Here is a 26,627-nt window from a genome sequence, read left to right on the forward strand (position 1 = left end):
TTTTATGGAGCGCTTACTTTGTATAGCATCAAACTGATAACTGAAAGTAACGTCCCTAAAGATGAAGCAATAGTACTGCCATTTGTAATAACAAAATTAGCGCTGCAAGTAACAAGAATAAATGCAATGGTGAACAAGTTTACTTTCGCTGCAATACTCAATCCCTTGCTTATAGTCAGAATGTTTGGCACACATATTACTGTTGCAGTTATGGTACCGAAGAGAATGAAATAAGTATCGAGTTCCATTTGTTGAGTGATAGAAAACCATTCATTCCAGATACTTAGGCTTATTGCTAGACCAATGGTTAAAGCTAAATATAAGCATATGCTTACTAATATGTTCACAATGCCAATCGATTCAGTATTCAACTTTCAACTCCTCATAAATGCCAATGGCAAGGTTTTTGATCTCACCTGAATAGCCGCTTCCAACTATGCTCACTGAGCCTCCAATAGCGTCGAGGAGTTGATGGGAAACAGACGTAGAAATCGTTGCTTGTGAATACCTTTAGGTATCACCCCAGACAGCGTAAGCTGCTTGCGCGCTTTACTTGAAAACGTAGGAAGGTTTTTACGGACAATTTCTTTAGTTAAGTTTGCTCGTTCTTGTCTGTTTAGTCCTTTTAGGATCTCGGAGACTCCTTTTCCGGTGGTTTGTTTGAGAGATAGAACCATTTTTGTTGTCTGATATCCGCTTACACTAGCCCCAGCTAAAGACATGTAATCTAAAGCTTTTGTTGTGTTTTGGTACCATTCATTACTGTCTAAATTAGATAGCTTATCTGGTGATTTTGAAGCCATTACAGTTCTTGCTACTCCTATAGAGCATTTAGCTGTAGCCGCGGCAGTCGCTCCAAATGAAATATAGGACATGGCTAAACCAGCGGGACCACTAATAGGTATTGTCAAACCGGAGCCAATAACACCAAGCCACCCAATAGCAGCTCCAACGCAGCTAATGCTCGCTGACAAAAGTTCTTGATGGAACTTGGATTTTGGCTCTTCTTGTTTTATCTCTTTTGCAAACTCATGCGTGGTTTGAGCTTTTATCGGCTCACGTAAGACGATGAAAATGGGGTTGATACGGCATGTAGACTTAAAGTCTCTCAAGCGAATAATGGTAAATTTGCTATCGATATAAATAACCCCAGCACCCGAAGTTTCAGGCCTAGAGTCTATGACTTTAAAGAGCTGTTTTAGACTTACGGTTTGTTCTATATGAGAGCGTAACTGTTGCTCTTTTATTGATGGGCGAATCCCTAAAGCATCCATTGTTTTCACTTTCTATAAGATTGAATTTACCAGATTAGGCCAGTGTTTTTCTTTCCCATCAAAAATTTGAAATGCTCTTGAGAGTCAATTCTATTGGAAATGTAATTGATACATTTAACGTATCATTTCTTAGAACTTTCTAATTGATGAAAATGTGGAATAGGTTAGTGTCTTGAGTTTCCTTTTGTGCGTTTGCTTGGCAGTGCTATCGTTGCCTCATCTTAGTTACAAATATTTACAAGGACGCACAAGTGGAAGTTACGTTCGAAATCTTAATTGCCCTGTTTTTTGTCGCATCCGCTGCGGGATTTATTGATGCGATGGCGGGAGGTGGTGGCCTCTTGACGCTGCCTGCTTTGTTGGCAGCAGGCTTAAGTCCTACTCAGGCATTGGCGACCAACAAACTCCAAAGCTCGTTTGGAAGCTTTTCTGCCAGTTGGTACTTTGTGCGTAATGGCATTGTTAGCCTTAAAGAGATGCGCTTAGCGATTCTATGCACCTTTATTGGTTCCGCTATTGGCGCAGAGGCTGTGCAGTTTATTGATGCCGGTGTGCTCACTAGTCTTATCCCTGTCTTGCTGATCGCGATTTCACTCTATTTTTTGCTCTCTTCAACTTCGAAAGCCGCGGAAGGGGAGCCAAAGCTCTCTGAAGCGATGTTCGCTTTGTGCGTTGGTGGCGGCGTGGGCTTTTACGATGGCTTTTTTGGTCCAGGTACTGGCTCTATCTTCGCGCTTTGCTTTGTCGCACTGGGTCACTTCTCTTTAGTTGATGCGACCGCTCGTACTAAGATTCTCAACTTCACCTCAAATATCGCGGCCCTGCTGTTCTTTATTCTTGCTGGCTTGCCTGTTTGGGAAATCGGTCTGACCATGGCTGTGGGGGGCTTTATTGGTGCTCAGCTTGGTGCCAAAGTAGTGGTGACCAAAGGCCAAAAGTGGATTCGACCTTTGGTGATTACTATGTCTATGCTGATGGCCGCGAAACTTCTCTGGCAACAACATCACCAATGGTTTCTATCACTGTTTTAACTCTTGGTGACTGGTACACGTTTTGCCTAACGCAGATATGAATCGGTCGAATTAAAGATGTCAGTTGTTCGAACATAAAGCAGTGATGGTCAGGGATCTTTAACGCTCTAACGATCGATAACGGTATTAATGCTGGCGCTGCCCCTCCAAGTGCAAGTTGGGCTGCAGCAGTGTAGGCATCCATTTCCATCAATGGTTTGATGCCGATTTTCTCTAATGCAGGCAGTTGGTAGCTATTGGACGGGTTAGCTAAATCATTTGTGATGACTTTTTTCGGTAGTTCATTCAGTGGTTGATCACTAACGAGGAAAAAAGGTTCATCGCACAGATGAAAAGCCATCAAGCCGTGATGTGGTGGAAGCAAACCAGCGCAAAGCCCAATGGTCGCTTTACCGGATTGAACTCGCTCAACGATTCTAGGGCTGTGGTTGGTGGTTATGGTTAAGTACTGATCTTGCTTGAGGTAATCACCAATGGTTTTTCCAAGATAACCCGCAATAAGAGACTTTGAGCTATCGAGGGTGATTAATGATGTGTCTTCTAGCTCTTGCTGTTCATAGATAAGGCCACGTAACTCGTTAAAAGAAGGGCCAATATTCTCGATCAAAGCCATGCCATCAGGTGTGAGTTTAATGGTTCTCCCCGACGGTTCGACAAGTTTTTTTCCCAGTTTTTTCTCTAGGTTCGCGATACGTTTACTCACCGCAGATTGGCTGATATACAGCAAACTCCCAGTGCGACTCATTGTTTTCGCTTTGCTTAAAACTAATAGTGTTTCGATACCTTCCAGTAACATGTCTATCCATGAATATTGGGAATAATAGGCCTAATATAGCCAAGCTTGAGATGAGAAGCGACAGGTGATTTTACAAACAAAAAGAGCCGACGTATCAGTCGGCTCTTTTGCGTAAATTGATTGGTATCGCTCAACGATTGATAGCAAAGGTTGGCAGTGACAAATGCCAGCGAATCGCACCAAGGCGAATAATCAAGGTTGAGATGACACCTGCGAGTAGGGCGACTGAATGGTCGTGTCCCATACTCAATGCCGTTGTATGGAAAATTCCGCCTATGATACATGCGGTCGCATAGACTTCACTTCGCAGTACCATGGGTACCTCGCGAGCCAGTACATCACGGATAATACCGCCACCGCAGCCAGTGATCACGCCCATGATCACCGCTACCATGCCAGAAGCATTGTAGGCGAGAGCTTTCTCGACACCGATACCGACGAATACCGCCAAACCAATGGCGTCACAGACAGGTAGAACCCACCAAGGCAAGCGCTTAGGGCGACGAATGATAATCATGGTGAGCAAACAAGTGATGAAAATTACCCAAAGATAAGTGGTGTCAGTGATCCAGAATACCGGGGTTGCGCCAAGCGCCATATCACGAATGGTGCCGCCGCCAATAGCTGTCACACTACCGAGTACGATCACACCGAAAGGATCCATCTTTAATCGGCCTGCGAGTAAAACGCCAGAAACCGCAAAGACAGCAGTACCGAATAAATCGATCATATAAAGCAGCATGGAGTCCATGTTACTTGGTACCTTTTAAACAAATTGTGGGGGAACAGAAATGGGACGGAAATTGTACGGGATTTCCAACGAAAACGTTAGCGTTTTTGCCGAACGGTTTCAAAGTGTTCACACACCTCTGTGATCGCGTTTAAGGTTCTTGGGGTTGGGCGGTTGATCCAATCGGAATTGAGTGACCAAACGTGGTTGTTCTTTAACGCAGGGAGGTCGTTTTTCCATTCAGCCCACATGCCATCATTACTCATGGCATGGCGAGAGGTAAACAGGACTTCGGGTTGGCGAGTAATCACTTGCTCGATGCTGACTTGTGGGTAAGGGGCACTGCCTTTAGCAAAGATATTCTCGCCACCACAGAAGGTGAAGACTTCACTTGGCCAGTTCTTGCCCGCAACGGTGATGATCGGTTTCTCACTTAATTGATAGAAGTAACTGACTTTATCCTCGGTATTGTATTTTTCTTTTAATGCTTCTAACTGCGCGCGGAATTCTGCGGCGGCTTTTTGCCCAACTTCTGGCTTCTCACTGTACTGGCTAAGTTGCCCAATGTTCGTAGCGATGTCTTCTAACGTTCCGGTAGTTGAGTAGTAGATAGGAATGCCAAACTGCTTGAGCTTTTCAAGCTCTTTGGCTGGATTACCTGCTGGCCAAGCGATAACCAAATCGGGTTGAAGGGCAATGATGCGCTCTAACTTGATGCCTTGATAGTTTGATACTTTCTCTAAATCTTTAGCTTGTTCTGGGTAGTCACTCATCTCACTGACGGCAATCAGTTTGTCACCAAGACCTGCAGCATAGGCGATTTCTGTTGAGTGTGGTGCCAGGCTGATGACGCGTTGAGCTGGTTCATTGGCAAAAGAAGCGGCAGAGAAGATAAGAGCAAGAGCAAAACAAAGTTTCTTCATCATAGTCCTTGATAAATGAGTCCGAGAATCAGGCTTTGGATAACGATCCAAGCAAAAATACGCCACACAATGAGGGTTTGGATTTGTGCTAAATGAATAGCAGATGGTGCTATACGACCACCAATTTTCGCTCGTTCAGCTCTTTGACCTTGGTACAGCGCTGGGCCGCCAAGTGACAATTGAAGTTTGTTACCAATTGAGCACAACAACCAAGCTGGCCCCGGAAGTGGCCAAGACTTCGCTTGTTGAAGCATGGCAATCGAAACACTCGATAGGTTTTTACCCATGCTAATGAACACGGCAAACAAGCGTAAAGGAACAACCTCCAATGCAGCCGTTAGCTGAATAGCAGGCTTACCAAAAGGTGAATACTGGCGGCGACTTGGGGACCAAGCACGAGCGAGCTCTGCCGTTAGGCGATACATTAATGCGCCAATTCCACCAGTCAATCCATACCAGAACAACACGCACACAACGTTACGTCCGTAACCCATGATGATGGTCTCTGCACCAGCTTTACCAATCCCAAGCAGTGATAAGCTCTCGGTATCTCGATTAAGGTAAGGTTTTAGTAGTGCTCGGCACTGTGCTTTGTTCTCATTAGACATCGCAGTAACGAGTTGTTTCGCAAGTGATTCGTTGTTTCGCCAGTCGAGAGCAATAAGCAGTAATGCCAGCTCAAATAAGGGCGCTTGCCAAACTAAAGGTTTCATCGCGAGCAGTAATATCAAGCAGGGTACAAGCATAAGAAGAAGTGCGAGTCCGCCAGAGAGAATGCTTTGTGAGTAGTTATGGTTGTTATTAACTTTGTTCGCCAGTTGTTCTGCGAATTTATGCCACAAAGTCACAGGATGAGCAGCGTGAGGAATAGGGATTAATAAGTGGAATAGTAATGCGCCCCACATGACGAGGAGCGCACCATTGGCATAGAGCTGTTGAAATATTTCTTCCATGAAATTCTGGGGACTTACTTAGTCAGTTCCAACATTTTGCATACCATTTCTGAAGAGCTTTTCGCTGCTAGCGGTAGGAACTCTTCGAAGCTCATTGGCGATTCTTTGTCTGCTACGTCAGAGATAGCACGAACAACAACAAACGGTGTGTTGAATTGGTGACAAGTTTGAGCGATAGCAGATGCTTCCATCTCTACAGCGATAACTGAAGGGAAGTGTTTACGGATAAACTCTTGGCGTTCTGCTGTGCAAACAAACGCATCACCAGTACAGATCAGGCCGCGAACTGCGTGAGTGTTTTCCATTTGAGCCATTGCTTTTTCAGCAAGGTCCATTAACTTCTCATCCGCTTTGAATGCTGCTGGTTGGCCTGCCATTTGACCCATTTCGTAGCCAAACGCCGTTACGTCTGCATCGTGGTGACGAACTTCTGTTGAGATAACAACGTCGCCTAGGTTTAGGCTTGAGTCAAAGCCGCCTGCAGAACCAGTGTTGATAACCACATCTGGTTGGTACTCGTCTAGCAGAATGGTTGTACCAACTGCTGCCGCTACTTTACCGATGCCAGATTGAAGCAGTACCACATCAACGTCGTTAATCTGACCAGAGAAAAACGTACAACCTGCTTTGTTTACTGTTTGGCAGTTTGTCATTGCTTCTTTCAGGATGGTGACTTCTTGTTCCATCGCACCGATGATACCAACTTTCATAACACTCTCTTTCGATAAAAATTAAAGTTGGCGAGAGTATACCACTCTGCACCAATATGTGGTTGTTATTTGATTAATCCAGCATTCGCCAACAGTGAACGTAATTGTTCGGCACGCTTACGGTTCACGCCAAAATCTGAATAGCCAACGCGAGATTCTGAGCGAACAATGAGCTTATCGCCTTCGATCTTAAGCTCTAAATCGTCCACAAAGCGCATGATTTTAGATGTGCATTCGAAACGTAGATAATTGCCTTCTTTAACGGCTGTCTTCGCGCCTGGCAGTTCAAGCGCCACTTGCTCAATTGCATCGATGTTCGTGGATTCGGTTAGGGTGAATGGTGTTAGGTTGTATTCTTCACGCGTGTCTTGGGTGGAGACGCAGTTGGGTTTGTCACCACAAGGTGATTGAGAACGATCCGTCATGGTTGTGACTCCTTGGCTACAAGCGGTTAAGCCGAGCAAAGTAATGGAAAGGAGAGCGGTTTTTTTCATTGGTTCTATCCCTTATCTTAGGAATTTAATTATATGTAATAAAAGAAAAAAGGATCCAATAGTAGGATCCTTTTTGAGACGTTAGCTGTGATTAAACTTCAAGGTAATCGAGAATACCTTCTGCGGCTTTTCGACCTTCATCAATCGCGGTCACGACCAGATCAGAGCCTCGTACCGCATCGCCACCAGCGAAGATCTTTTTGTTGCTGGTCTGGAATTGGAACTCTTGTTTCGCAGGAGCTTTGATGCGGCCCCATTGGTCCAATTCGACATCAAACGGAGCTAGCCAGTCCATTTTGTGTGGTTGGAAACCAAACGCCATGATAACAACGTCTGCTGGTAGAACGTGCTCGCTGCCTTCGACGGGTTCTGGACGGCGACGACCCGCTTCATCAGGCTCGCCAAGGGCAGTTTTCACCACTTTGACCCCCGAGACCTTACCTGACGAATCGACTTCAATTCCTAAAGGCTGGAGGTTGAACATAAACTTCACGCCTTCTTCTTTGGCGTTTTTCACCTCGCGGCGAGAGCCGGGCATATTGGCTTCATCACGACGGTAAGCACATACCACGTTTGACGCACCTTGGCGGATAGAGGTACGAACACAGTCCATTGCGGTATCACCACCACCAAGTACGACGACGCGTTGTTTTGCCATGTCGATAAAAGGTTTGTCGTGCTCCAAGCCCATGACCTTGTAAGTATTTGAAATCAAGAATGGCAGAGCATCGTAAACGCCCGGCGCACCTTCATTTTCTAGTCCCGCACGCATGTACTTGTAAGTACCAACACCCAAAAAGACGGCATCGTACTCATCAAGTAGCTCTTGCATCTGTACATCTTTACCTACTTCGACATTCATCTGGAACTCTACGCCCATCTCGGTGAAGACGCGACGGCGGTTTTCCATTACGCCTTTTTCAAGCTTGAACGAAGGGATACCGAAGGTCAGTAGGCCTCCAATTTCAGGATAGCGGTCAAATACGACAGGTTTCACGCCATTGCGCACTAGGATATCAGCGGCTGCCAAGCCTGCAGGGCCTGCACCAATGATGGCAACCTTTTTGTCAGTCCATTCCACCTTGGACATGTCAGGTTTCCAGCCCATTTCAAAGGCTTTGTCGGTAATGTATTTTTCAACGTTACCTATAGTGACTGCACCAAAGTCCTCATTGAGAGTACAAGAGCCCTCGCATAGACGATCTTGCGGACATACGCGGCCACAAACTTCAGGCAAGCTGTTGGTTTGGTGTGATAGCTCAACGGCCTCAAGGATACGACCTTCATTGGCTAACTTTAGCCATTGAGGAATGTAGTTGTGGACTGGGCACTTCCATTCACAATATGGGTTACCACAATCCAAGCAGCGATCCGCCTGCGCAGTCGCTTGTTGTTTGGTAAACGGTTCATAGATTTCAACGAATTCGATCTTACGAACTTTGATAGGCTTTTTCGCAGGATCTACGCGTTGAACATCGATAAATTGATAAACGTTCTGACTCATGATTCAAACATCCTCCATGATTACTGGGCTTGAACGCGCAGTTCTGCGGCACTGCGACTCTGGTGACCAAGTAGCGTGCGCAAGTCCGCCGCTTGTGGTTTCACCAAGTAGAACTTTGGAATCCATTCATCAAAGTTCGCCAAGATATCTTCTGCGTGGCTAGAGCCGGTTTCTTCAAGATGTTCGGCAATAAGACCACGTAAGTGCTCTTGATGGATGTAGAGATCTGACAGAGAAATCGCTTCAACAGACTCGTTGTTCACGCGACCTTGGAAATCTTGGTTCTCATCCAATACGTAAGCAAAACCGCCAGTCATGCCTGCGCCAAAGTTCACGCCTGTCGCGCCAAGAATGGCAACAATACCGCCGGTCATGTATTCACAAGCGTTATCGCCAGCGCCTTCAATAACAGCAATCGTACCTGAGTTACGTACGCCGAAACGCTCACCTGCTTTACCTGCCGCAAACAACTTACCGCCGGTCGCGCCGTACAAACACGTGTTACCAATGATGGTCGCTTCATTACACTTAAATGCAGTGCCAAGGTGAGGTTTGATAACCACCTTACCGCCAGCCATGCCTTTACCTACGTAGTCGTTGGCATCACCAGTGAGGTAAAGCTCTACGCCACCCGCGTTCCAAACGCCAAATGACTGGCCTGCAGTGCCATCCAAATGCAGTTTGATTGGCGTCGCCGCCATGCCTTGGTTGCCGTAACGCTGAGCGATTTCACCAGATAGGCGAGCACCAACAGAGCGGTCGGTGTTGATCACGTTGTAGAAGAAGCTAGCAGATTGACGTTTTTCAACCGCTTGTAGTGCGTCTTCGATGATCTTGTTGTTTAGCTCTGCTTTATCAAATGGTGTGTTTGGCTGTGTCCAGTAAAGAGGGTGTCCGTCTGGAGAGACTGGTGCCTCAAGGATATTCGACAAATCCAGCTTGGTTTGTTTCGCTGTCAGACCTTCAACGGTTTCCAACAAATCCGTGCGACCAATCAAGTCAGTCAGTTTTTCAACACCAAGTTCAGCGAGCAATCCACGCACTTCGTCCGCCAGACCGATGAAGTAGTTCATCACCATTTCCGGTAGACCTTTGAAGTACTCTTTACGTAGTGTCTCGTCCTGAGTCGCGACTCCAGTCGCACAGTTGTTGAGGTGACAAATACGTAGGAACTTACAACCCATTGCCACCATTGGCGCAGTACCAAAACCGAAGCTTTCTGCACCGAGAATCGCCGCTTTCACTACGTCTAGACCCGTTTTTAGACCACCATCTACTTGCAGACGGATCTTATGGCGTAGGCCATTAGCAACCAGTGCTTGTTGTGTCTCTGCTAGTCCCAACTCCCAAGGGCTACCTGCGTATTTCACTGAGGTTAGTGGGCTTGCTGCGGTACCGCCGTCGTAACCCGAGATGGTAATGAGATCAGCGTAGGCCTTCGCGACACCTGTTGCGATGGTGCCGACGCCTGGTTCAGAAACTAACTTCACCGAAACCAGCGTATTTGGATTGACTTGTTTTAGGTCAAAGATCAGCTGGGCTAAGTCTTCAATCGAATAAATATCGTGGTGCGGAGGAGGGGAGATCAGAGTCACCCCCTGTACCGAATAACGCAGTTTTGCAATTTCTGCGGTGACTTTGTGTCCTGGTAACTGACCACCTTCGCCCGGCTTCGCACCCTGTGCGACCTTGATCTGCAGTACGTCAGCATTGGTTAGGTAGTGAGGGGTAACACCAAATCGCCCGGAAGCAATCTGCTTGATACGCGAGTTACGCTCTGTACCGAAGCGACGAGGATCTTCACCGCCTTCACCCGAGTTGGAGTAACCACCAAGACGGTTCATCGCTGTTGCAAGTGCTTCGTGCGCTTCTGGGCTAAGTGCGCCAATGGACATCGCCGCAGAATCAAAGCGTTTGAAGAGCTCAGTGCTAGGCTCAATTTGCTCTAAAGGTAGCGGTGAGTCTGATTTTTTCAGCGCCATTAAGTCACGCAGCATGGCAACAGGGCGTTGGTTCACCTGCTTAGCAAAGCTCTGATAATCGTTACTTTCGCCTGATTTAACCGCAGTTTGCAGTGTGCCAACCACGTCTGGGTTGTAGGCGTGATATTCACCACCGTGGACATATTTCAATAGACCACCATGCTCGATGGCCTTACGTTTTGCCCAAGCTTTACGAGAAAGGTTGTACAAATCTTGTTGGAAGTCGTCGAAGTTCGCGCCTTCAATACGAGTTGTAACACCTTTAAAGCACAAATCGACCACTTCTTGGCTCAAGCCAACCGCTTCAAACAGTTGCGAGCAACGGTAAGAGGCGATGGTAGAAATCCCCATTTTCGACATGATCTTGTACAGACCTTTGTTGATGCCGTATTGGTAGTTTTGCATCACATCGCGGTAGTCTTTTTCTAGCGCTTTATCATCAATCAGCTTACCTAGCGCTTCATAAGCTAGGTATGGGTAAACTGCAGTGGCGCCAAAGCCAAGCAAGACAGCAAATTGGTGTGGGTCACGTGCAGTTGCGGTCTCAACAACAATGTTGGCATCACAACGTAAGTTCGCATCAATCAAGCGAGTTTGAACCGCACCGACCGCCATTGCTGCAGGAATTGGCAGCTTGCCTTTGACTAAAGCGCGATCTGAAAGCACGACTAGAACCGTGCCTTCACGCACCACTTGTTCTGCTTGCTCACACAGATCATCAATGGCTTGTTTGAGATCTTTCTGTTGTGGATCGTAGTTGATATCGAGAATGGTATTACGGTAGTGATCGTCACCAAGCTCAAGCAATTGCTGCATGTCTGAGTAAAGTAATACTGGCGAATCGAAGGTCACTCGGTAGGCGTGGCCATCGGTTTCACAGAAGACGTTCATCTCCTGACCAATACTGGTCGCCAGTGACATAACGTGTTTTTCACGCAATGGATCGATTGGCGGGTTGGTTACCTGAGCGAACTTTTGGCGGAAGTAATCAGTCACCAAGCGCTCTTTCGACGAGAGAACGGCCATTGGGGTGTCATCACCCATAGAGCCGACCGCTTCTTGGCCCATATCACCAAGGACGCGCAGAACTTGATCGACTTCTTCATTGCTCATGGCGAATTGCTTTTGATAAGTCTTAAGCAAGTCTTCATCAAAGCTGCGCTCCCCCACTTGATCTTCAGGTAGCTGAGCAAAAGGTGTGAGTTTGCGAACGTTGTTTTCCATCCATTCGCGGTAAGGGTGGCGAGATTTCAGATCGTTATCGATCTCGCTAGACTGCCAAAGCTTACCTTTACGAGTATCGACAACCAGCAGTTCACCCGGACCAACACGGCCTTTCTCGGCAACTTCATCGGGAGCGTAATCCCAAATCCCTACCTCTGATGCTAGGGTGATAAATTTGTCTTTAGTAATCACATAACGTGCAGGGCGCAGACCATTTCGGTCTAGGTTACATGCAGCGTAACGGCCGTCGGACAATACGATACCTGCCGGACCATCCCATGGCTCCATGTGCTTGGAGTTGAAGTCGTAAAACGCTCGCAGATCCGGGTTCATGTCTGGGTGGTTTTGCCATGCTGGTGGCACAAGCATGCGCATGGCACGGAAGATATCCATACCGCCAGAAAGGAATAGATCCAACATATTATCTAAGCTGGAAGAATCTGAACCTGTCTCGTTCACAAACGGTGCTGCGGTTTGTAGGTCCGGCAGCAGTGGTGACGAGAACTTGTAAGCACGCGCTCGCGCCCACTGTCTGTTACCTTCGATAGTGTTGATCTCACCATTATGTGCAAGGTAACGGAACGGTTGAGCTAATGGCCAACGCGGTTGAGTGTTGGTAGAAAAACGCTGGTGGAACAGGCAGATAGCAGATTCCATGCGTAGATCAGCAAGATCAAGATAGAAGCGCGGTAAGTCCGCAGGCATGCACAAGCCTTTATACACCAAAACTTGTGTTGACAAGCTACAGATGTAGAAATCAGGATCTTCGGTGATTTGTTTCTCGATGCGACGACGTGCGATGTAGAGACGACGTTCAATGTCACGCTCGCGCCAACCTGCCGGAGCAGAGATAAATACTTGTTGAATGTCTGGAAGTGAATCGGCGGCGATTGGGCCGAGTACTTCTGAATTGGTTGGTACTTCACGCCACCCTGCCACCGTCAGAGTCTCTTGTGCGAGCTCTTTGTTGATGATGTCTTTAGCTAGTTGAGCTTTCACCGGGTCTTGGTTGAAGAAAATCATTCCTATGGCGTATTGCTTGCCAAGGTTGAAGTCACTTTCTTCAGCGATAAGGCGTAAATAGGAATCGGGCTTTTGTAAAAGAAGACCACAACCATCACCGGTTTTACCATCGGCGGCGATGCCACCACGGTGGGTCATGCGATCAAGTGCAGAAATTGCTGTACGTACCAGCTTGTGACTTTGCTCGCCTTCCATGTGCGCGATTAAGCCAAATCCACAGTTGTCTTTCTCAAGACTTGGATCATAAAGAGCCATTGCAATTCTCCCTTTGCTTATCTGTCATCCCGACAGATATATCAACACTGCTCAAGTTGATAATGATGACTAACTATGCGTCACTCTCTAAGTTTTATGTATATCTATTCAATAAAATTCGTCAAATATATTAACAAAAATTGTGTGTTTTATTTTCACCAACTTCACAAGCTATAGCTTATTGTAAAAAAGGTCAAGTTATTAGTGAATCATCGCGTGAATATGCGATTTACCATTTAATTGGCTGAAATAGTTCAAGAAAAACAGTGAGATAGAAAAGTAGTTGTTACAAAAAAGTAACATTTGATTCTGAAGGGAATAAAAAAGACCAGCACAAAATGCTGGTCAAAATAAAAAGATTGGAAGGAACTATTTTCTTTCCTGACAACCAGCCATCGATAGTACTGATGGCTGGATTTATGCCTCGAAAAGAGGAAGTGAGCGCACTCCCTTTAAGCTGAAAGCATCAGTGAATCTGCTTTTGCTTCTAGGTTCGTGCCACCCATTAGGTAATCATCGATAGCACGGGCACATTCGCGGCCTTCATTGATACAACGAACCACCAAAGATTGGCCTGTTCGCATATCACCAGCAGCAAATACACCTTCTTGGTTAGTAGCAAAACCTTGAGTTGCTACGTTACCGCGATCATCTAGCGCGATATCCAGTTGAGCAAGTACGCCTGTTGGTTCAGGGTGTAGGAAGCCCATCGCTAGAAATGCCATATCACATGGAATCACACGCTCGCTGCCTTCTACTTCTTTGAAGCTTGGACGCTCGCCTGGTTTCGCATCTTGCCAAACGATATCAGCTAAACGAAGGCCTGTAACTTCACCTTTGTCATTGCCGATGAACTCTTTGGTTAGGATATTCCAGTGACGATCAACTCCTTCTTCATGAGACGTCGAAGTACGTAGAATCATCGGGTACTGTGGCCATGGCATATTGGCAGGGCGTTTCTCTGGTGGAATCGGCATGATTTCAACCTGAGTGATGCTTGCTGCACCGTGGCGGTTTGATGTACCTACACAGTCAGAACCCGTATCACCACCACCGATAACGACAACATGTTTACCCGCAGCGTGAAGTTCTTCACCCTTGAGATCCATGTTGTTGGCACGGCGGTTGTTTTTACCTAGGAATTCCATTGCGAAGTGAACGCCTTTTAGCTCACGCCCCGGAACTGGCAAATCACGAGGAACGGTTGAACCACCCGTTAGTAGAACCACATCGAACTCTTGACGCAGCTGCTGGGCATTCACATCAACACCAACGTGTTGATTAACTTTGAATTCAATACCTGCTTCTGCCATCAAGTTGATCTTACGATCAATCACGTCCATACCCAGTTTGAAATCTGGGATACCAAAACGTAGCAGACCGCCTACTTTCTCGTCTCGCTCGAATACTGTCACAGTATGGCCAGCGCTGTTTAGTTGCTCAGCAGCCGCAAGGCCAGCAGGGCCCGAACCGATGATCGCAACGGTTTTGCCTGTGCGAGAGCGTGGTGTTTTTGGTTTGGCGTACCCTTCACGATACGCCGTTTCCACGATGGTTTTCTCGATATTACAGATAGTGATTGGATCTTGATTGATACCAAGGACACAAGCACTTTCACATGGAGCTGGGCAAACACGACCAGTGAACTCTGGGAAGTTATTGGTTGAGCTTAGAATGTTCCATGCTTCTTCCCAGCTATCACGATAAACTGCGTCGTTAAACTCTGGGATGATGTTACCGATAGGGCAGCCGTTATGACAAAACGGCACACCACAATCCATACAACGAGAAGCTTGAGTATTGATCTTGTCACCAAACTCCTCGTTCAGAACGAACTCTTTGTTGTTCTTGATACGTTCAGTTGGGTCGATCTTCTGTGGTAGTTCACGACCATGCTCTAAAAATCCAGTAGGCTTACCCATTATACGGCCTCCACTTGAGTTTCGTTTCCTTGAGACTGTGCTTCAGCTTTACGCTTTTGAAGAACCGCTTTGTAGTCACGCGGCATTACCTTAACCATAGAGGCTAGGCTTGCTTCAAAGTTGTCTAGGAAAGACTGAGCGACTTCACTTCCTGTGAATTGAACATGCTTAGTTAGCATGTCGAGTAATAGATCTCTGTCTTCTTGCTCGATTGGATCTAGGTCTACTAGCTCTGGGTTCAGTTTTGACTCAAAGTCGCCTGATTTATCCCATACGTAAGCCACACCGCCACTCATACCTGCGGCAAAGTTACGACCTGTTGAACCAAGGATGAGGGCTGCACCGCCCGTCATGTATTCACAACCGTGGTCACCGACGCCTTCTACTACTACTTTCGCGCCTGAGTTACGAACACAGAAACGTTCGCCAGCCATACCGCGAATGAAAGACTCACCCGAAGTTGCACCGTAGAAACACACGTTACCAACCACGATATTGTCTTCCGCGACAATGCTTGATTTCGCATCCGGGTAAAGTACTAAGGTACCGCCAGATAAGCCTTTACCCCAGTAGTCGTTCGCGTCGCCTTCCACTTCAAACTTCACGCCCTTAGCGAGGAATGCACCGAATGACTGACCCGCAGAACCTTTGAACTTCACGTTCATTGGTTGAGGTAGACCCGCATCTTTGTACACTTTCGATATTTCGTTCGACAACATGGTACCTGCAGAGCGGTCTGTGTTGACGATAGGGAACTCGGCGTTCACCGCTTCGCCTTTCTCGAGTGCAGGAATCGCTGCTTGAATCAGCTTACGGTCTAGTACTTCTTCTAGGTTGTGGTTTTGCTGAGCTTGGTTGAATACACCATCAGCTTCACGTGGTTGCTCAACGTGGAGAACAGGAGACAGATCTAGGTTCTTGTATTTCCAGTGAGAAACGTCTTGGCGAATCTTCAGCTTCTGGCCTTGACCGACCATCTCATCGATAGTGCGGAAGCCAAGTTCAGCCATGATTTCACGCAGACCTTGTGCCATGTATTGGAAGAAGGTGACGACGTCTTCTACGCGACCATCAAAGCGCTCACGAAGCGTCTTGTTTTGAGTCGCGATACCAACAGGACAGGTGTTCTTATGACACTTACGCATCATGATACAACCTTCAACCACCAAGGCTGCGGTTGCCACGCCCCATTCTTCTGCACCAAGTAGTGTTGCCACTGCTAGGTCGCGAGGTGTCTTCATCTGACCATCCGCTTGAACCACGATACGATTACGTAGACCGTTCTTCAGTAGCGTTTGGTGCGTTTCTGCCAAACCAAGTTCCCAAGGAAGACCTGTATGACGGATTGAAGACATTGGGGATGCACCTGTACCGCCGTCGAAACCTGCGATAAGTACAACGTCCGCTTTCGCTTTCGCTACACCAGAAGCGATCGTACCTACGCCAGCTTCCGATACCAGCTTCACGTTTACACGACCCGCGCGGTTCGCGTTCTTCAAGTCGTAGATAAGCTGAGCCAAATCCTCGATTGAGTAGATATCGTGGTGTGGCGGTGGCGAGATAAGACCAACGCCCGGAGTCGAGTGACGTGTTGCACCGATCCAGTCATCTACTTTATCGCCTGGTAGCTGACCACCTTCACCTGGCTTCGCACCCTGAGCCATTTTGATTTGTAGCTCTTCAGCGTTAGTTAGGTAGTAAGAGGTTACGCCGAAACGACCTGAAGCCACCTGCTTGATTGCAGAGCGTTCCCAATCGCCGTTCTCTTTGCGTTCGAAACGCATTGGGTCTTCACCACCTTCACCAGAGTTCGATTTCGCGCCAAGGCGGTTCATCGCAACAGCCAGTGTGGAGTGTGCTTCGTAAGAAATAGAACCGAATGACATTGCACCAGTCGCGAAGCGTTTCACGATGCTTTCAATTGGCTCGACTTCGTCGATAGAGATAGAACCGGCAGGGTTCTTAATGAACTCAAGTTGACTACGCAGAGTTACCGCGTTGTCGCCTTGCTTATCTACAGCAGTCGCGTATTGCTTGAACTGTTCGTAGTTCTTGTTGCGCGTAGACTCTTGCAGTAGAGAAATAGTCTCTGGATTGAATAGGTGCTTCTCACCACGCTGTTTCCATTGGTAAACACCACCAACATCCAGCATTTGAATTGGGATTTCGCGTTGTGGGTAACCGATGCGGTGACGGATCAGCACTTCTTTGGCGATATCATCAAGGGTTAGACCTTGGATACGAGAAACCGTACCAGTGAAGTATTTGTCGACCACTGACTTGTGGATACCCAAGGCTTCGAAGATTTGCGCACCGTGGTACGATTGTAGCGTTGAAATACCCATCTTCGAGAAGATCTTCAGAAGACCGCCATTGATCGCTTTACGGTAGTTGTTGAACAGGTCGCGAGGGTTCGCTTCTGGAGCCAACTTCTTCGTACGTTGAAGTTCAATGATGGTTTCAATTACTAGGTATGGGTTAACTGCGTTTGCACCGTAACCAAGTAGCGTTGCAAAGTGGTGCGTTTCACGCGCATCACCGGTTTCAACCACGATGTCACACTTCGCACGTAGACCTTTACGGATCAAGTGGTGGTGCACTGCACCAACTGCCAGCATTGCTGGGATCGCCGCGTGGTTTGAGTTCACTGCACGGTCAGTTAGTAGGATGATTGAGTAACCATCGATAACTGCGTCTTCTGCGTATTGGCAGATACGTTTTAGTGCACGTTCGAGCTTGCCTTGATCTTCATTGGCTTGGAATACGATATCCAGCGTCTTCGCTTGTAGGTGCTCGTTATCGATCGCACGCAGTTTTTCAAGCTCAGAGTTCGCTAGAACAGGCGATTCCAATTCGACTTTCTGACAGTGAAGTGGTGTTTCATTCAGAAGGTTTTGGTCTTTACCCAAGTAAGTGTTCAGCGACATAACCATGCGCTCACGGATCGGGTCGATCGGTGGGTTAGTTACCTGTGCAAACAGCTGCTTGAAGTAGTTTGAAAGGTGCTGAGATTGATGAGATAGAACCGCAAGAGGCCAGTCGGCACCCATTGCTGATAATGGCTCTTTCGCATCATTCGCCATTGGAACGATGATTTCGTTCACTTCTTCAGTGCTCACACCGAAAGCTTGCTGACGATGTAGCAAACGCTCTGGAGAAGGTTGGCTGAACTGGTTGCTCGCATCTGGCAACTTCTTCAAGCTCAGTAGGTTTTCTTCTACCCACTTCTCGTAAGGCTGCGCCGTTGCAATGGTGTCTTTCACTTCTTCATCAGAGATGATGCGACCTTGCTCTAGGTCTGCAACGAAGATACGACCTGGTTGTAGACGACCACGGAACTCAACGTTCTCTGGCTCAATATCCACAACACCAGATTCAGATGCCATTACTAGGAAGTTGTCTTTGGTCACTGTGTATCGAGAAGGGCGCAAACCGTTACGGTCTAGTGTCGCACCAACTTGAACACCATCAGTAAAACATACTGAAGCAGGACCATCCCATGGTTCCATGATGTTCGCGTGGTACTGATAGAACGCGCGACGTTTAGGATCCATGTTTTTGTTTTCTTGCCATGCTTCCGGGATCATCATCATCAATGCGTGTGGCAGGCTGCGACCAGAAAGAACTAGGAGCTCAAGTGCCATGTCAAAGTTAGATGAATCCGAGCTGCCTTCCTGACAGATTGGAAGAAGCATGTCGATTTCAGCCTGAGTAAACAGGTCTGATTCTAGGATTGCTTCACGGGCTTTCATCCAGTTCAAGTTACCGCGAACTGTATTGATTTCACCGTTGTGGGCAATGTAACGGAAAGGCTGTGCAAGACGCCATTTCGGGAAGGTATTAGTAGAGAAACGAGAGTGTACCAGTGCCAGTGCAGTCACCATGGTCGGGTTTTGCAGATCAAGGAAGTACTGAGGTACTTGCTCGGTCGTTAACTGACCTTTGTACACCAATGTCTTGTAAGACATGGAGTTAATGTAGAAGTCGTCACCAATGTTCGAAACGCTTTCTAGGCAAACTCGCACTGTGTAGTTACGAAGTACGTACAGTTTACGTTCTAGCTCTTCAGGTGTGATGCCAGGGCCACCAGAGATAAACACATGCTCAAACTGAGGCTCTGTGCTTAGTGGGTCTGCACCGATCATGGAGTTATCGGTCGGCAATACACGGTAGCCGATAACTTCAAGGTCTAGACGTTGTGCGTTACGTTCTAGAATGTCACGGCATTGTTCGCGTTTGTATTCGTCTTTCGGGAAAAGAACGACACCAACACCATACTTTTCAAACGAAGGCAATTTAATGCCTAACTTAACGGCCTCTTCTAATAGGAATTCATGAGGTTTTTGTAGCAAGATACCCGCACCGTCACCGCTGCATGGGTCACAACCTTGACCACCACGGTGTTCCATGCGAGCCAGCATATCCAATGCTTGAGTCACTACTTCATGAGATTTACGGTTTTTAAGGTGAGCAACAAAACCGATACCACAAGCGTCATGCTCCAGCTCCGGAGTGTACAGACCCTGTGAATTTTGCTCTCTATCTACCATAGATACATCCTTCCAGTTCAATGTCGACGCAAGAATCCCGGACAGATCTCGACTGCCTTAGGTGCGCTCTTTGCGTCTTGTCCTTTATATTTATGATTCGCCACTGGCCGAGGTTGACCAGTCTTGATTCCTTTCCGTATCTCGCAGGAAAAATTTTGCGAGAAAAACAATCCTTGGTGATATCCCTTTATTTATTGCCACAATTTAGTGACTTATATAGGTGGGAGCGGGGTATCGCCGACAATTCCCGCAGTTATTGTTGTAATAAAAGTCACAAAAATAGCGGGGTTGTGTAAGTATCCTACAATTTTGTGACTTGAGAATGCAACGAAAAGTCGCTTTTGTGACCCAATTTTTTCGTTTAAATATTCACTTTTTGTTTAACATTTGCGCAACATTGCGGTTTTTGAGTTGATTTTATGCAGTTTTATTGATTTCACACCGATACCTGTTTGTTTGAATTGACTAGAATTATTTGTTTTTTCTTGCAGGGATGTAATTTATTTACATGAATCGTAGTGAGATTTATTACGGTTTACTATTGGTGAGAATCTATGCAGTTACATGAGTTGGTCAACACATTAGGCCAAGACCTTCAGCGTCGTTACGGCGAAAAAGTCCATAAGCTGACTTTACATGGTGGCTTTAGTTGCCCAAACCGCGACGGCACGATTGGCCGAGGTGGTTGTACATTCTGTAATGTGGCTTCGTTTGCTGACGAAGAAGTGCAGATCAAAAGCATCCACGATCAATTGAAAGATCGCGCTGGAGAGATCCATCGAGCGAAGAAGTATCTGGCTTATTTTCAGGCGTACACCAGTACCTATGCAGAAGTACAAGTTCTTAAAAACATGTACGAAGAAGCTCTCAAAGCGGCTGATATCGTCGGCCTTTGTGTGGGTACTCGTCCTGATTGCGTTCCTGATGCGGTATTAGATCTGCTGTCGGATTACGTGAATCAAGGCTATGAGATTTGGCTAGAGCTCGGTCTTCAAACTGCCAACAATGATACCCTCAAGCGTATCAACCGTGGTCATGATTTTGAGTGCTATGCAGAAATCACTAAACGCGCTCGTGCTTTGGGTATTAACGTTTGTACCCATCTGATCGTTGGTTTGCCGAAAGAGACACGCGACGACAATGTTGAAACACTGCGTAAAGTGCTCGAAGTCGGTACTGACGGCATCAAGCTTCACGGTCTACATATTGTCGAAGGCAGTACTATGGCAAAAGCGTGGCGTGCTGGAAAGCTAGAAGCGCCTGAGCTTGAAGAGTATGTGGCTATCGCCAGTGAAGTGATCCGCATGACGCCAAAAGAGGTGATTTATCATCGTGTTTCTTCTGCGGCGCGTCGTCCAACCTTATTATCGCCATTATGGTGTGAGAACCGCTGGTTGGCGATGACTGAAATTGGTCGTGCATTAGATAAAGATGGCGCACAAGGTAGCTTAACCGGCGATGCTTTCATCTATAGCAAACCAGAATTAAAGGCAGAATGATCGATTAAGAACTGTTATATTTCTCCCGATTTGCTTTAAAGGTCGGAAAAATGGATCAGTTACTCAATTGGCTCTGGGATGGGCAGGGCGACTACGGATTTGTGGTCCTGCTCTCTGTGGTATGTGTAATCACTGTTACGCTGATCTATCTGCGATTCCAATCCGCTTTAAAACACCTCGTTACTGACTCTCCTTACCCAGTACTTGTACTCGACGCAAGTCATGGTCAATTACTGCTTTCTAACGATCCTGCGATGCAATTACTTGGTATCCGCGCATTAGGTTCTGGCTTTCTCTATCCTGCCTCTTTTCACACTGAAGAGCTGGTGGCGTTACTCGATAGCTTTTCCAGCCGCCATTTCCGCCATCAATTATTTGATTGGCGATTATCCGAAACAGAAAACGTCAAAGTTGAACTGTCTGGTAAAAAGAGTGTGCTGCGTGGTCATCGTGTCTGGATTATCTACGCTCAACCTTATCAAGCGACACTTCAAGAGCAGCAGAAAGAGCTAGAAAAATTAGGCATTGCTCGCTCTGCGATCGATTCTCTATCTGAGTTAATTTGCTTACAAGATCAGCAGGGCAAAGTGTTAACAACTAACCGAGCGTTTGATCTTTTCTGGGAGGGGCGAAGAGAAGAAGCCTGCTCTGCAAACATTAGCCCGATCGCGACAAGAAAAAGTGAGCGTCGTTGGACGACAGATCCTCAAGGGCGAAGTTGTTTGCTTGAGGTTAATCAGAGCTCGTTAGTCACTCAAAGTGGAGAGATGATCGGCACCTTGTCTATCAGCCATGATGTCACCGAATGGCATAAGATGCAGCAGAACCTGCGTGATGAGATGGAACGTCGTAAAGATACCGAAGTCGCTTTGGCACAGCGCGATACCATCTTACAAACCATTCTGGATGCTAGTCCGGACTCGATCGGTATCTTCAATGAAAACATGGTTTACCAAGCCTGTAATAAACCCTTTGTTAACGCTCTCGGCATTTCCGATGTGGGAGATTTGATTGGTAAGCGCCTGCAAGATGTCATTCCTGAGGATATGTATATCCGTTTAGAGGCGAGTGACCTACAGGCTTTACAACAAACTCAGCCAATTCGATACATCGATAAAGTGAGCAGCACCGATGGTTACTACACATGGTTTGATGTGGTGAAATCGCCGTTCAAAGATAAAGCCTCTGGCACCAATGGTGTGCTGAGCATGGCTCGTGATATTTCAGAGCGTTATCTTGCCGAGCAGAAACTTGAAGAAGCGAATTTAGAACTAGAGAAACTCAGCTTCTCAGACAGCTTAACTCAAGTGGCCAACCGTCGTCGTTTCGATGAGCAACTGCATACCCTTTGGTACCACCATATTCGTGAGAAGTTACCACTGACCATCATGCTATGTGATATCGACTTCTTCAAAGACTACAACGATTGTTATGGTCACCAGCAAGGTGATGAAGCCTTAGTGAAGGTGGCTGCGGTATTCCAACAAGTCGCGAGCCGATCTTCTGACTGCGTGGCGCGTTACGGTGGTGAAGAGTTCGCTTTCATTTTACCTAATACAACGACGGAGGGGGCGCTGAAAGTCGCGCAGCGCATCCATGAGCAAATTCACGAACTGGCGGTCGAACATCGCAGTTCAAATACATCGGACCGACTGACAGTCAGTATCGGTTTTGTCGCTTATGTTCCTCATCATGGTGATGAGCCAGAAATGGGCGTTGCAATGGCAGACAGTGCGCTTTACCAAGCCAAGGCTGATGGCCGTGATTGCACCAGTGTTCATCCAAGTTCTTACTAACGCTTTGTGACCGCTTGCTCTAAGTTGAGAGTAGGCTGTTTAAATCACCGTATTAAACACGTTAAACTGCAAGCACATAGGATGAGGCGTTGATGAGCCCTGAAACACCGCTACTCCATCCGTGTGTCTTTCAAATATGTAAATCGTTGTTGCTTCTTCGTTCAGCGGTTTCGCTTTTCATTTTGTCAGGGTTCGATATCTAGCTTGTTCCGTGGAGTAGTGAATGAAGCCCATGAAAAATCTCGCCCAGTACTATGTTGACCTATTGGTCAAGCTGGGGATTGTCCGTTTCTCGATATTGCTGGCGCTGGCGTTGGTGGCATTGGCTGTTGTGGTGCAAGTGGGGATTACCTTAGCGCTGAAAGGCAATGTCGACGATATTGATATTGTCCGTTCAGTGTTCTTTGGTTTGTTGATCACCCCTTGGGCGGTGTACTTCCTATCTGTGGTAGTCGATCAACTAGAAGAGTCACGTCAAAGATTGACCAAGTTAGTATCTAAGCTTAAAGACATGCGCTCTCGTGACCAAGAGCTGAATTTCCAGCTACAGCAGAACATTGAGAAGCTCAACCAAGAGATTGAAGAGCGCATTAAAGCCGAAGAAGCTCGCGAAGAAGCGATGCAAGATCTTGAGAACGAAGTTTTCCAACGTGAACGTACTCAGCTTGAGCTTGCCGAGCGTACGGCACTGTTGCGTTCTTTTATCGACGCATCTCCAGACTTGATTTACTACCGTAACGCTGACGGTGTTTTCTCGGGCTGTAACCGCGCGATGGAAGAGCTAACTGGTAAGAAAGAGCACCAATTAGTCGGCTTGAGCCCGTGGGATGTCTACAGCAAAGAAGTAGCGGAGCATATCGTCGATACCGACCAAAAAGTCTTTGCCGACAATCAAGCTATTACTTACGAACAATGGCTGGAATACCCTGACGGACGTAAACATTACTTTGAGCTGCGCAAGGTGCCGTTCTACAGCAAAGATGGCCGCCATCTTGGTCTGGTTGGTTTCGGCCGTGATATCACTGAGCGTAAACGCCACGAAGAATCACTAGAAAAAGCCAGCCGTGACAAAACCACGTTTATCTCTACGATCAGTCATGAGTTGCGTACGCCATTAAATGGCATCGTTGGCTTGAGCCGTATGTTGCTTGATAGTCAGTTGACTGAAGAGCAGCGTAAGCACATGCAAACCATTAATGTCAGTGCTATTACTTTGGGCAACATCTTCAACGACATCATCGATATGGACAAGTTCGACCGTCGTAAGTTGGAGCTGTTACCAGCCCCATTGAACTTTGAAGACTTCGTCGCTGAAATCGAAAGTATCTCGGCTCTGATGGCTGAGCAGAAAGGGTTGCGCTTCGATCTAGAGCGCTTGAGCTCGCTGCCAAAAGCGATTGAAGTGGATGCGACTCGCTTGCGTCAGGTGATTTGGAACCTCGTTAGCAACGCCATGAAGTTCACTAAAGAAGGTGGCGTAGTGATGACGGTGAGTGCAGATGTAGAAGACGATTACGCGACCATCATTATGGAAGTGGAAGATACTGGCATCGGTATTCCAGACGAAGAGTTGGATAAGATCTTCGCTATGTACTACCAAGTGAAATCTGGCAAAGATAACCTGCATGCGGTTGGCACAGGTATTGGTTTGGCAGTTTCTAAGCAGCTGATCAACATGATGGACGGTGATATTACCGTAGCGAGTGAAGAAGGCTTTGGCAGTACCTTCACCGTGTCCATTCACGTCCCAATTGTTGAGCTCGCAGAGCCCGTTGTCGATGCAAAACGCGATAACGTGCGCCTGAATATCTTTATGGTGGAAGACATTGAGTTGAACGTCACCGTTGCTAAGTCACTGCTTGAGAGTTTAGGGCATACCGTGACCGTTGCAATGACAGGCCAAGAGGCGCTAGTGAACTTTGTTCCGGATGAATATGATTTAGCACTGCTTGATATTCAATTGCCTGACATGACAGGTTTTGATGTCGCCAAGTACTATCGCGAGCACTACGACAATCTGCCGCCGCTGGTGGCCCTGACGGCTAACGTCATGAAAGATCGTCGCGAGTATCTAGATAATGGTATGGACGATGCCATCAGCAAACCGCTTGCGGTTCAGGCAATGCAGGCAGTGATTGATAAGTTCTTCGTTAATCGTATTGAAAGCCAAGAAGAAGTCGTTATCGAGCCTGAAGTGGTTGAGGATGTTACACCGACCCCATCACCAGTCATCAATACCCATTTGCTTGATTTAGATATGCTAGAGTCGTACGTGGATATCGTGGGCGTGAAGCCTGTGTACGATAGCATCAAGATGTTCGAAGACATGATGCCGGATTATATTGAAGTGCTCGACTCAAATATGACGGCCAAAGACCAAGATGGCATTGTCTCCGAAGCTCACAAGATCAAAGGTGCGGCGGGCTCCATTGGTCTTAAACATATTCAAAGCGTTGCTCAAAAAGCGCAGTCTCCAGACATGCCAGCATGGTGGGAGAACATCTCTGATTGGGTCGAAGAAATTAAAAACGAGTATCAAAACGATATTCAAGTCTTGAAAAGTTGGTTGGAACAGAGGAAATAACATGAAGAAATTTGCATCGGCAGCACTGGCAATGGCGCTTCTGGCGGGTTGTAGTTCTGCTCCTCAGGTTGGTTGGCAAGGGGACAGTCAAATCACCATGAATAAGGTGAATGTCGAACTGAAAAGCAATCTGTGGGTAAATCTAATGCCAACCATTGGCGAAGTTCAAGAACAGAACGTGCATGGCGCACTTTACTTGAAGGCCGATAAAGAACTTCCCGCAAACTTGACCGTTGATTCGTTGATCATCAAGCAGGGTGACTCTGAGTGGGAAATCGATGGTGATCTGCTCGAACTGCGTACTCACAGCGAAAATCAGTGGGAAGTAGCGTTTGTATGGCAAATTGAAGCGGATATGGAGAAGTCGGTCGATTTAGCACTCTTGTTGGATGACGCAGGTAAGAAAGGCTGGTTAGTTGAGAAAGGCATCCGAATCGACAAGGTGTACTAATCACTAGGTTTGTACTAATTACGTTTTTTGTATTATTTGCTCATTTACAGATAGAAAAAGGGCTTGCTCATAGAGCAAGCCCTTATTGTTTTTACTGAGGCAGATTAGTCTTCTAGATCGCCACAGAAGCGGTAGCCTTCACCGTGAATTGTCGCGATGATTTCAGGTGTACCTGATACTGATTCAAAGTGCTTACGAATACGACGGATAGTTACGTCTACAGTGCGGTCGTGTGGCTTAAGCTCACGGCCAGTCATCTTCTTAAGAAGATCAGCACGAGTTTGAATCTTACCTGGGTTCTCACAGAAGTGCAGTAGAGCACGGAACTCAGAACGAGGCAGTTTGTAGCTATCACCAGCTGGGCTCACTAGCGAGCGGCTGTTGATGTCTAGCACCCAACCGTTGAACTCGTATTTTTCTACCGAGCGTTTATCTTCCTGTACAGCGTTAGTGCTCATAGAGCGGCTTAGCAGGTTGCGCGCACGGATAGTCAGTTCACGTGGGTTAAATGGTTTAGTGATGTAGTCATCAGCACCAATTTCAAGACCTAGGATCTTGTCTACTTCATTGTCACGACCAGTTAGGAACATCAGAGCGATGTTCGCTTGCTCGCGAAGTTCACGTGCTAGAAGGAGACCATTCTTGCCTGGAAGATTAATGTCCATAATAACCAAGTTGATTGAATTTTCAGACAACACTTGGTGCATCTCTTCACCGTCACTGGCTTCAAAAACAGCGTATCCCTCTGCTTCAAAAATACTCTTAAGAGTGTTACGAGTTACTTGCTCATCTTCAACGATAAGAATCTGCGGGGTTTGCATTGGCGGTACCTAAATTTGTGACAAAATTGTGCTAATAGAATAAATTCTAGGCAAAAATATAACATACAGGTAATGTGATTTTGATAATAAATCAAGTTGATCAAA

At 46.8% G+C, this 26,627-nt stretch carries 18 protein-coding genes; 6 read left to right on the plus strand and 12 right to left on the minus strand.

Annotated elements, in window-relative coordinates; genetic code table 11:
• Positions 1-234, plus strand: a 234-nt coding sequence (locus KIV40_RS04620; RefSeq protein WP_285348082.1) for a hypothetical protein, incomplete at its 5' end; no start/stop codon positions are given.
• A gap of 206 nt (positions 235-440) precedes the next feature.
• Here KIV40_RS04620 and KIV40_RS04625 read toward each other — a convergent pair.
• Positions 441-1,274 carry a hypothetical protein gene (locus KIV40_RS04625; RefSeq protein ID WP_012126999.1) on the minus strand — a complete coding sequence of 278 codons (834 nt, stop codon included), beginning with the start codon at positions 1,272-1,274 and terminating at the stop codon, positions 441-443.
• 251 nt (positions 1,275-1,525) lie between these two features.
• Between KIV40_RS04625 and KIV40_RS04630 the strand changes: the two genes are divergently transcribed.
• Positions 1,526-2,305, plus strand: a complete 780-nt coding sequence (locus tag KIV40_RS04630; RefSeq protein ID WP_009707726.1) for a TSUP family transporter — start codon at positions 1,526-1,528, stop codon at positions 2,303-2,305.
• On the opposite strand, the gene KIV40_RS04635 is transcribed toward KIV40_RS04630, so the two are convergent.
• The 10 genes from KIV40_RS04635 to gltB (KIV40_RS04680) form a co-directional block, all read right to left on the minus strand.
• Positions 2,241-3,101: a LysR family transcriptional regulator gene (locus KIV40_RS04635; RefSeq protein ID WP_045379595.1), complete on the minus strand. Its 861-nt coding sequence runs from the start codon at positions 3,099-3,101 to the stop codon at positions 2,241-2,243. The two genes, KIV40_RS04630 and KIV40_RS04635, sit on opposite strands and share 65 nt — an antisense overlap.
• 130 nt (positions 3,102-3,231) lie before the next feature.
• Complete coding sequence (locus KIV40_RS04640) at positions 3,232-3,852, minus strand: TRIC cation channel family protein (protein WP_285348083.1); 621 nt, start codon at positions 3,850-3,852, stop codon at positions 3,232-3,234.
• A 77-nt stretch (positions 3,853-3,929) separates the two neighbouring features.
• Positions 3,930-4,754, minus strand: coding sequence for a vitamin B12 ABC transporter substrate-binding protein BtuF (gene btuF, locus KIV40_RS04645; RefSeq protein WP_285348099.1), 825 nt, complete (start codon positions 4,752-4,754; stop codon positions 3,930-3,932).
• Positions 4,754-5,707 (minus strand): cobalamin biosynthesis family protein, encoded by a 954-nt coding sequence (locus KIV40_RS04650; RefSeq protein WP_134977285.1) that lies wholly within the window; start codon positions 5,705-5,707, stop codon positions 4,754-4,756. Before KIV40_RS04650 ends, btuF begins: the two co-directional genes overlap by 1 nt.
• 14 nt (positions 5,708-5,721) lie before the next feature.
• On the minus strand, positions 5,722-6,417 hold the full coding sequence (mtnN, locus tag KIV40_RS04655; protein WP_285348084.1) for a 5'-methylthioadenosine/S-adenosylhomocysteine nucleosidase: 696 nt from the start codon (positions 6,415-6,417) through the stop codon (positions 5,722-5,724).
• Positions 6,418-6,482: 65 nt separating this feature from the next.
• A complete protein-coding gene (locus tag KIV40_RS04660) occupies positions 6,483-6,911 on the minus strand; it encodes a DUF1499 domain-containing protein (protein ID WP_285348085.1) in 429 nt (142 codons plus the stop codon).
• A gap of 91 nt (positions 6,912-7,002) precedes the next feature.
• Positions 7,003-8,415, minus strand: a complete 1,413-nt coding sequence (locus tag KIV40_RS04665) for an FAD-dependent oxidoreductase (RefSeq protein WP_005528667.1) — start codon at positions 8,413-8,415, stop codon at positions 7,003-7,005.
• A gap of 20 nt (positions 8,416-8,435) precedes the next feature.
• On the minus strand, positions 8,436-12,899 hold the full coding sequence (gltB, locus tag KIV40_RS04670; RefSeq protein ID WP_285348087.1) for a glutamate synthase large subunit: 4,464 nt from the start codon (positions 12,897-12,899) through the stop codon (positions 8,436-8,438).
• 452 nt (positions 12,900-13,351) lie between these two features.
• Entirely contained in the window at positions 13,352-14,821 is a 1,470-nt protein-coding gene (locus KIV40_RS04675; protein WP_285348088.1) for a glutamate synthase subunit beta, read from the minus strand.
• The gene (gene gltB, locus KIV40_RS04680; RefSeq protein WP_285348089.1) at positions 14,821-19,371 is read right to left on the minus strand and encodes a glutamate synthase large subunit; all 4,551 of its coding nucleotides are present in this window, start codon (positions 19,369-19,371) and stop codon (positions 14,821-14,823) included. The genes KIV40_RS04675 and gltB (KIV40_RS04680) overlap by 1 nt, the downstream gene beginning before the upstream one ends.
• Before the next feature lie 554 nt (positions 19,372-19,925).
• On the opposite strand from gltB (KIV40_RS04680), the gene KIV40_RS04685 reads away from it, so the two are divergent.
• From KIV40_RS04685 to KIV40_RS04700, 4 genes are all read left to right on the plus strand, one after another.
• Positions 19,926-20,870 (plus strand): TIGR01212 family radical SAM protein, encoded by a 945-nt coding sequence (locus KIV40_RS04685; RefSeq protein WP_103413582.1) that lies wholly within the window; start codon positions 19,926-19,928, stop codon positions 20,868-20,870.
• Between the two features lie 50 nt (positions 20,871-20,920).
• Positions 20,921-22,666 carry a diguanylate cyclase domain-containing protein gene (locus KIV40_RS04690; RefSeq protein ID WP_285348090.1) on the plus strand — a complete coding sequence of 582 codons (1,746 nt, stop codon included), beginning with the start codon at positions 20,921-20,923 and terminating at the stop codon, positions 22,664-22,666.
• Between the two features lie 223 nt (positions 22,667-22,889).
• Positions 22,890-25,250: an aerobic respiration two-component sensor histidine kinase ArcB gene (arcB, locus tag KIV40_RS04695; RefSeq protein WP_012127010.1), complete on the plus strand. Its 2,361-nt coding sequence runs from the start codon at positions 22,890-22,892 to the stop codon at positions 25,248-25,250.
• A 1-nt stretch (position 25,251) separates the two neighbouring features.
• Complete coding sequence (locus tag KIV40_RS04700; RefSeq protein WP_005425382.1) at positions 25,252-25,701, plus strand: hypothetical protein; 450 nt, start codon at positions 25,252-25,254, stop codon at positions 25,699-25,701.
• A gap of 104 nt (positions 25,702-25,805) precedes the next feature.
• Here the strand turns inward: KIV40_RS04700 and arcA are convergent, their stop codons facing one another.
• Complete coding sequence (gene arcA, locus KIV40_RS04705; protein ID WP_285348091.1) at positions 25,806-26,522, minus strand: two-component system response regulator ArcA; 717 nt, start codon at positions 26,520-26,522, stop codon at positions 25,806-25,808.
• Positions 26,523-26,627 lie beyond the last annotated feature (105 nt).

The organism is Vibrio sp. D173a (assembly GCF_030248475.1).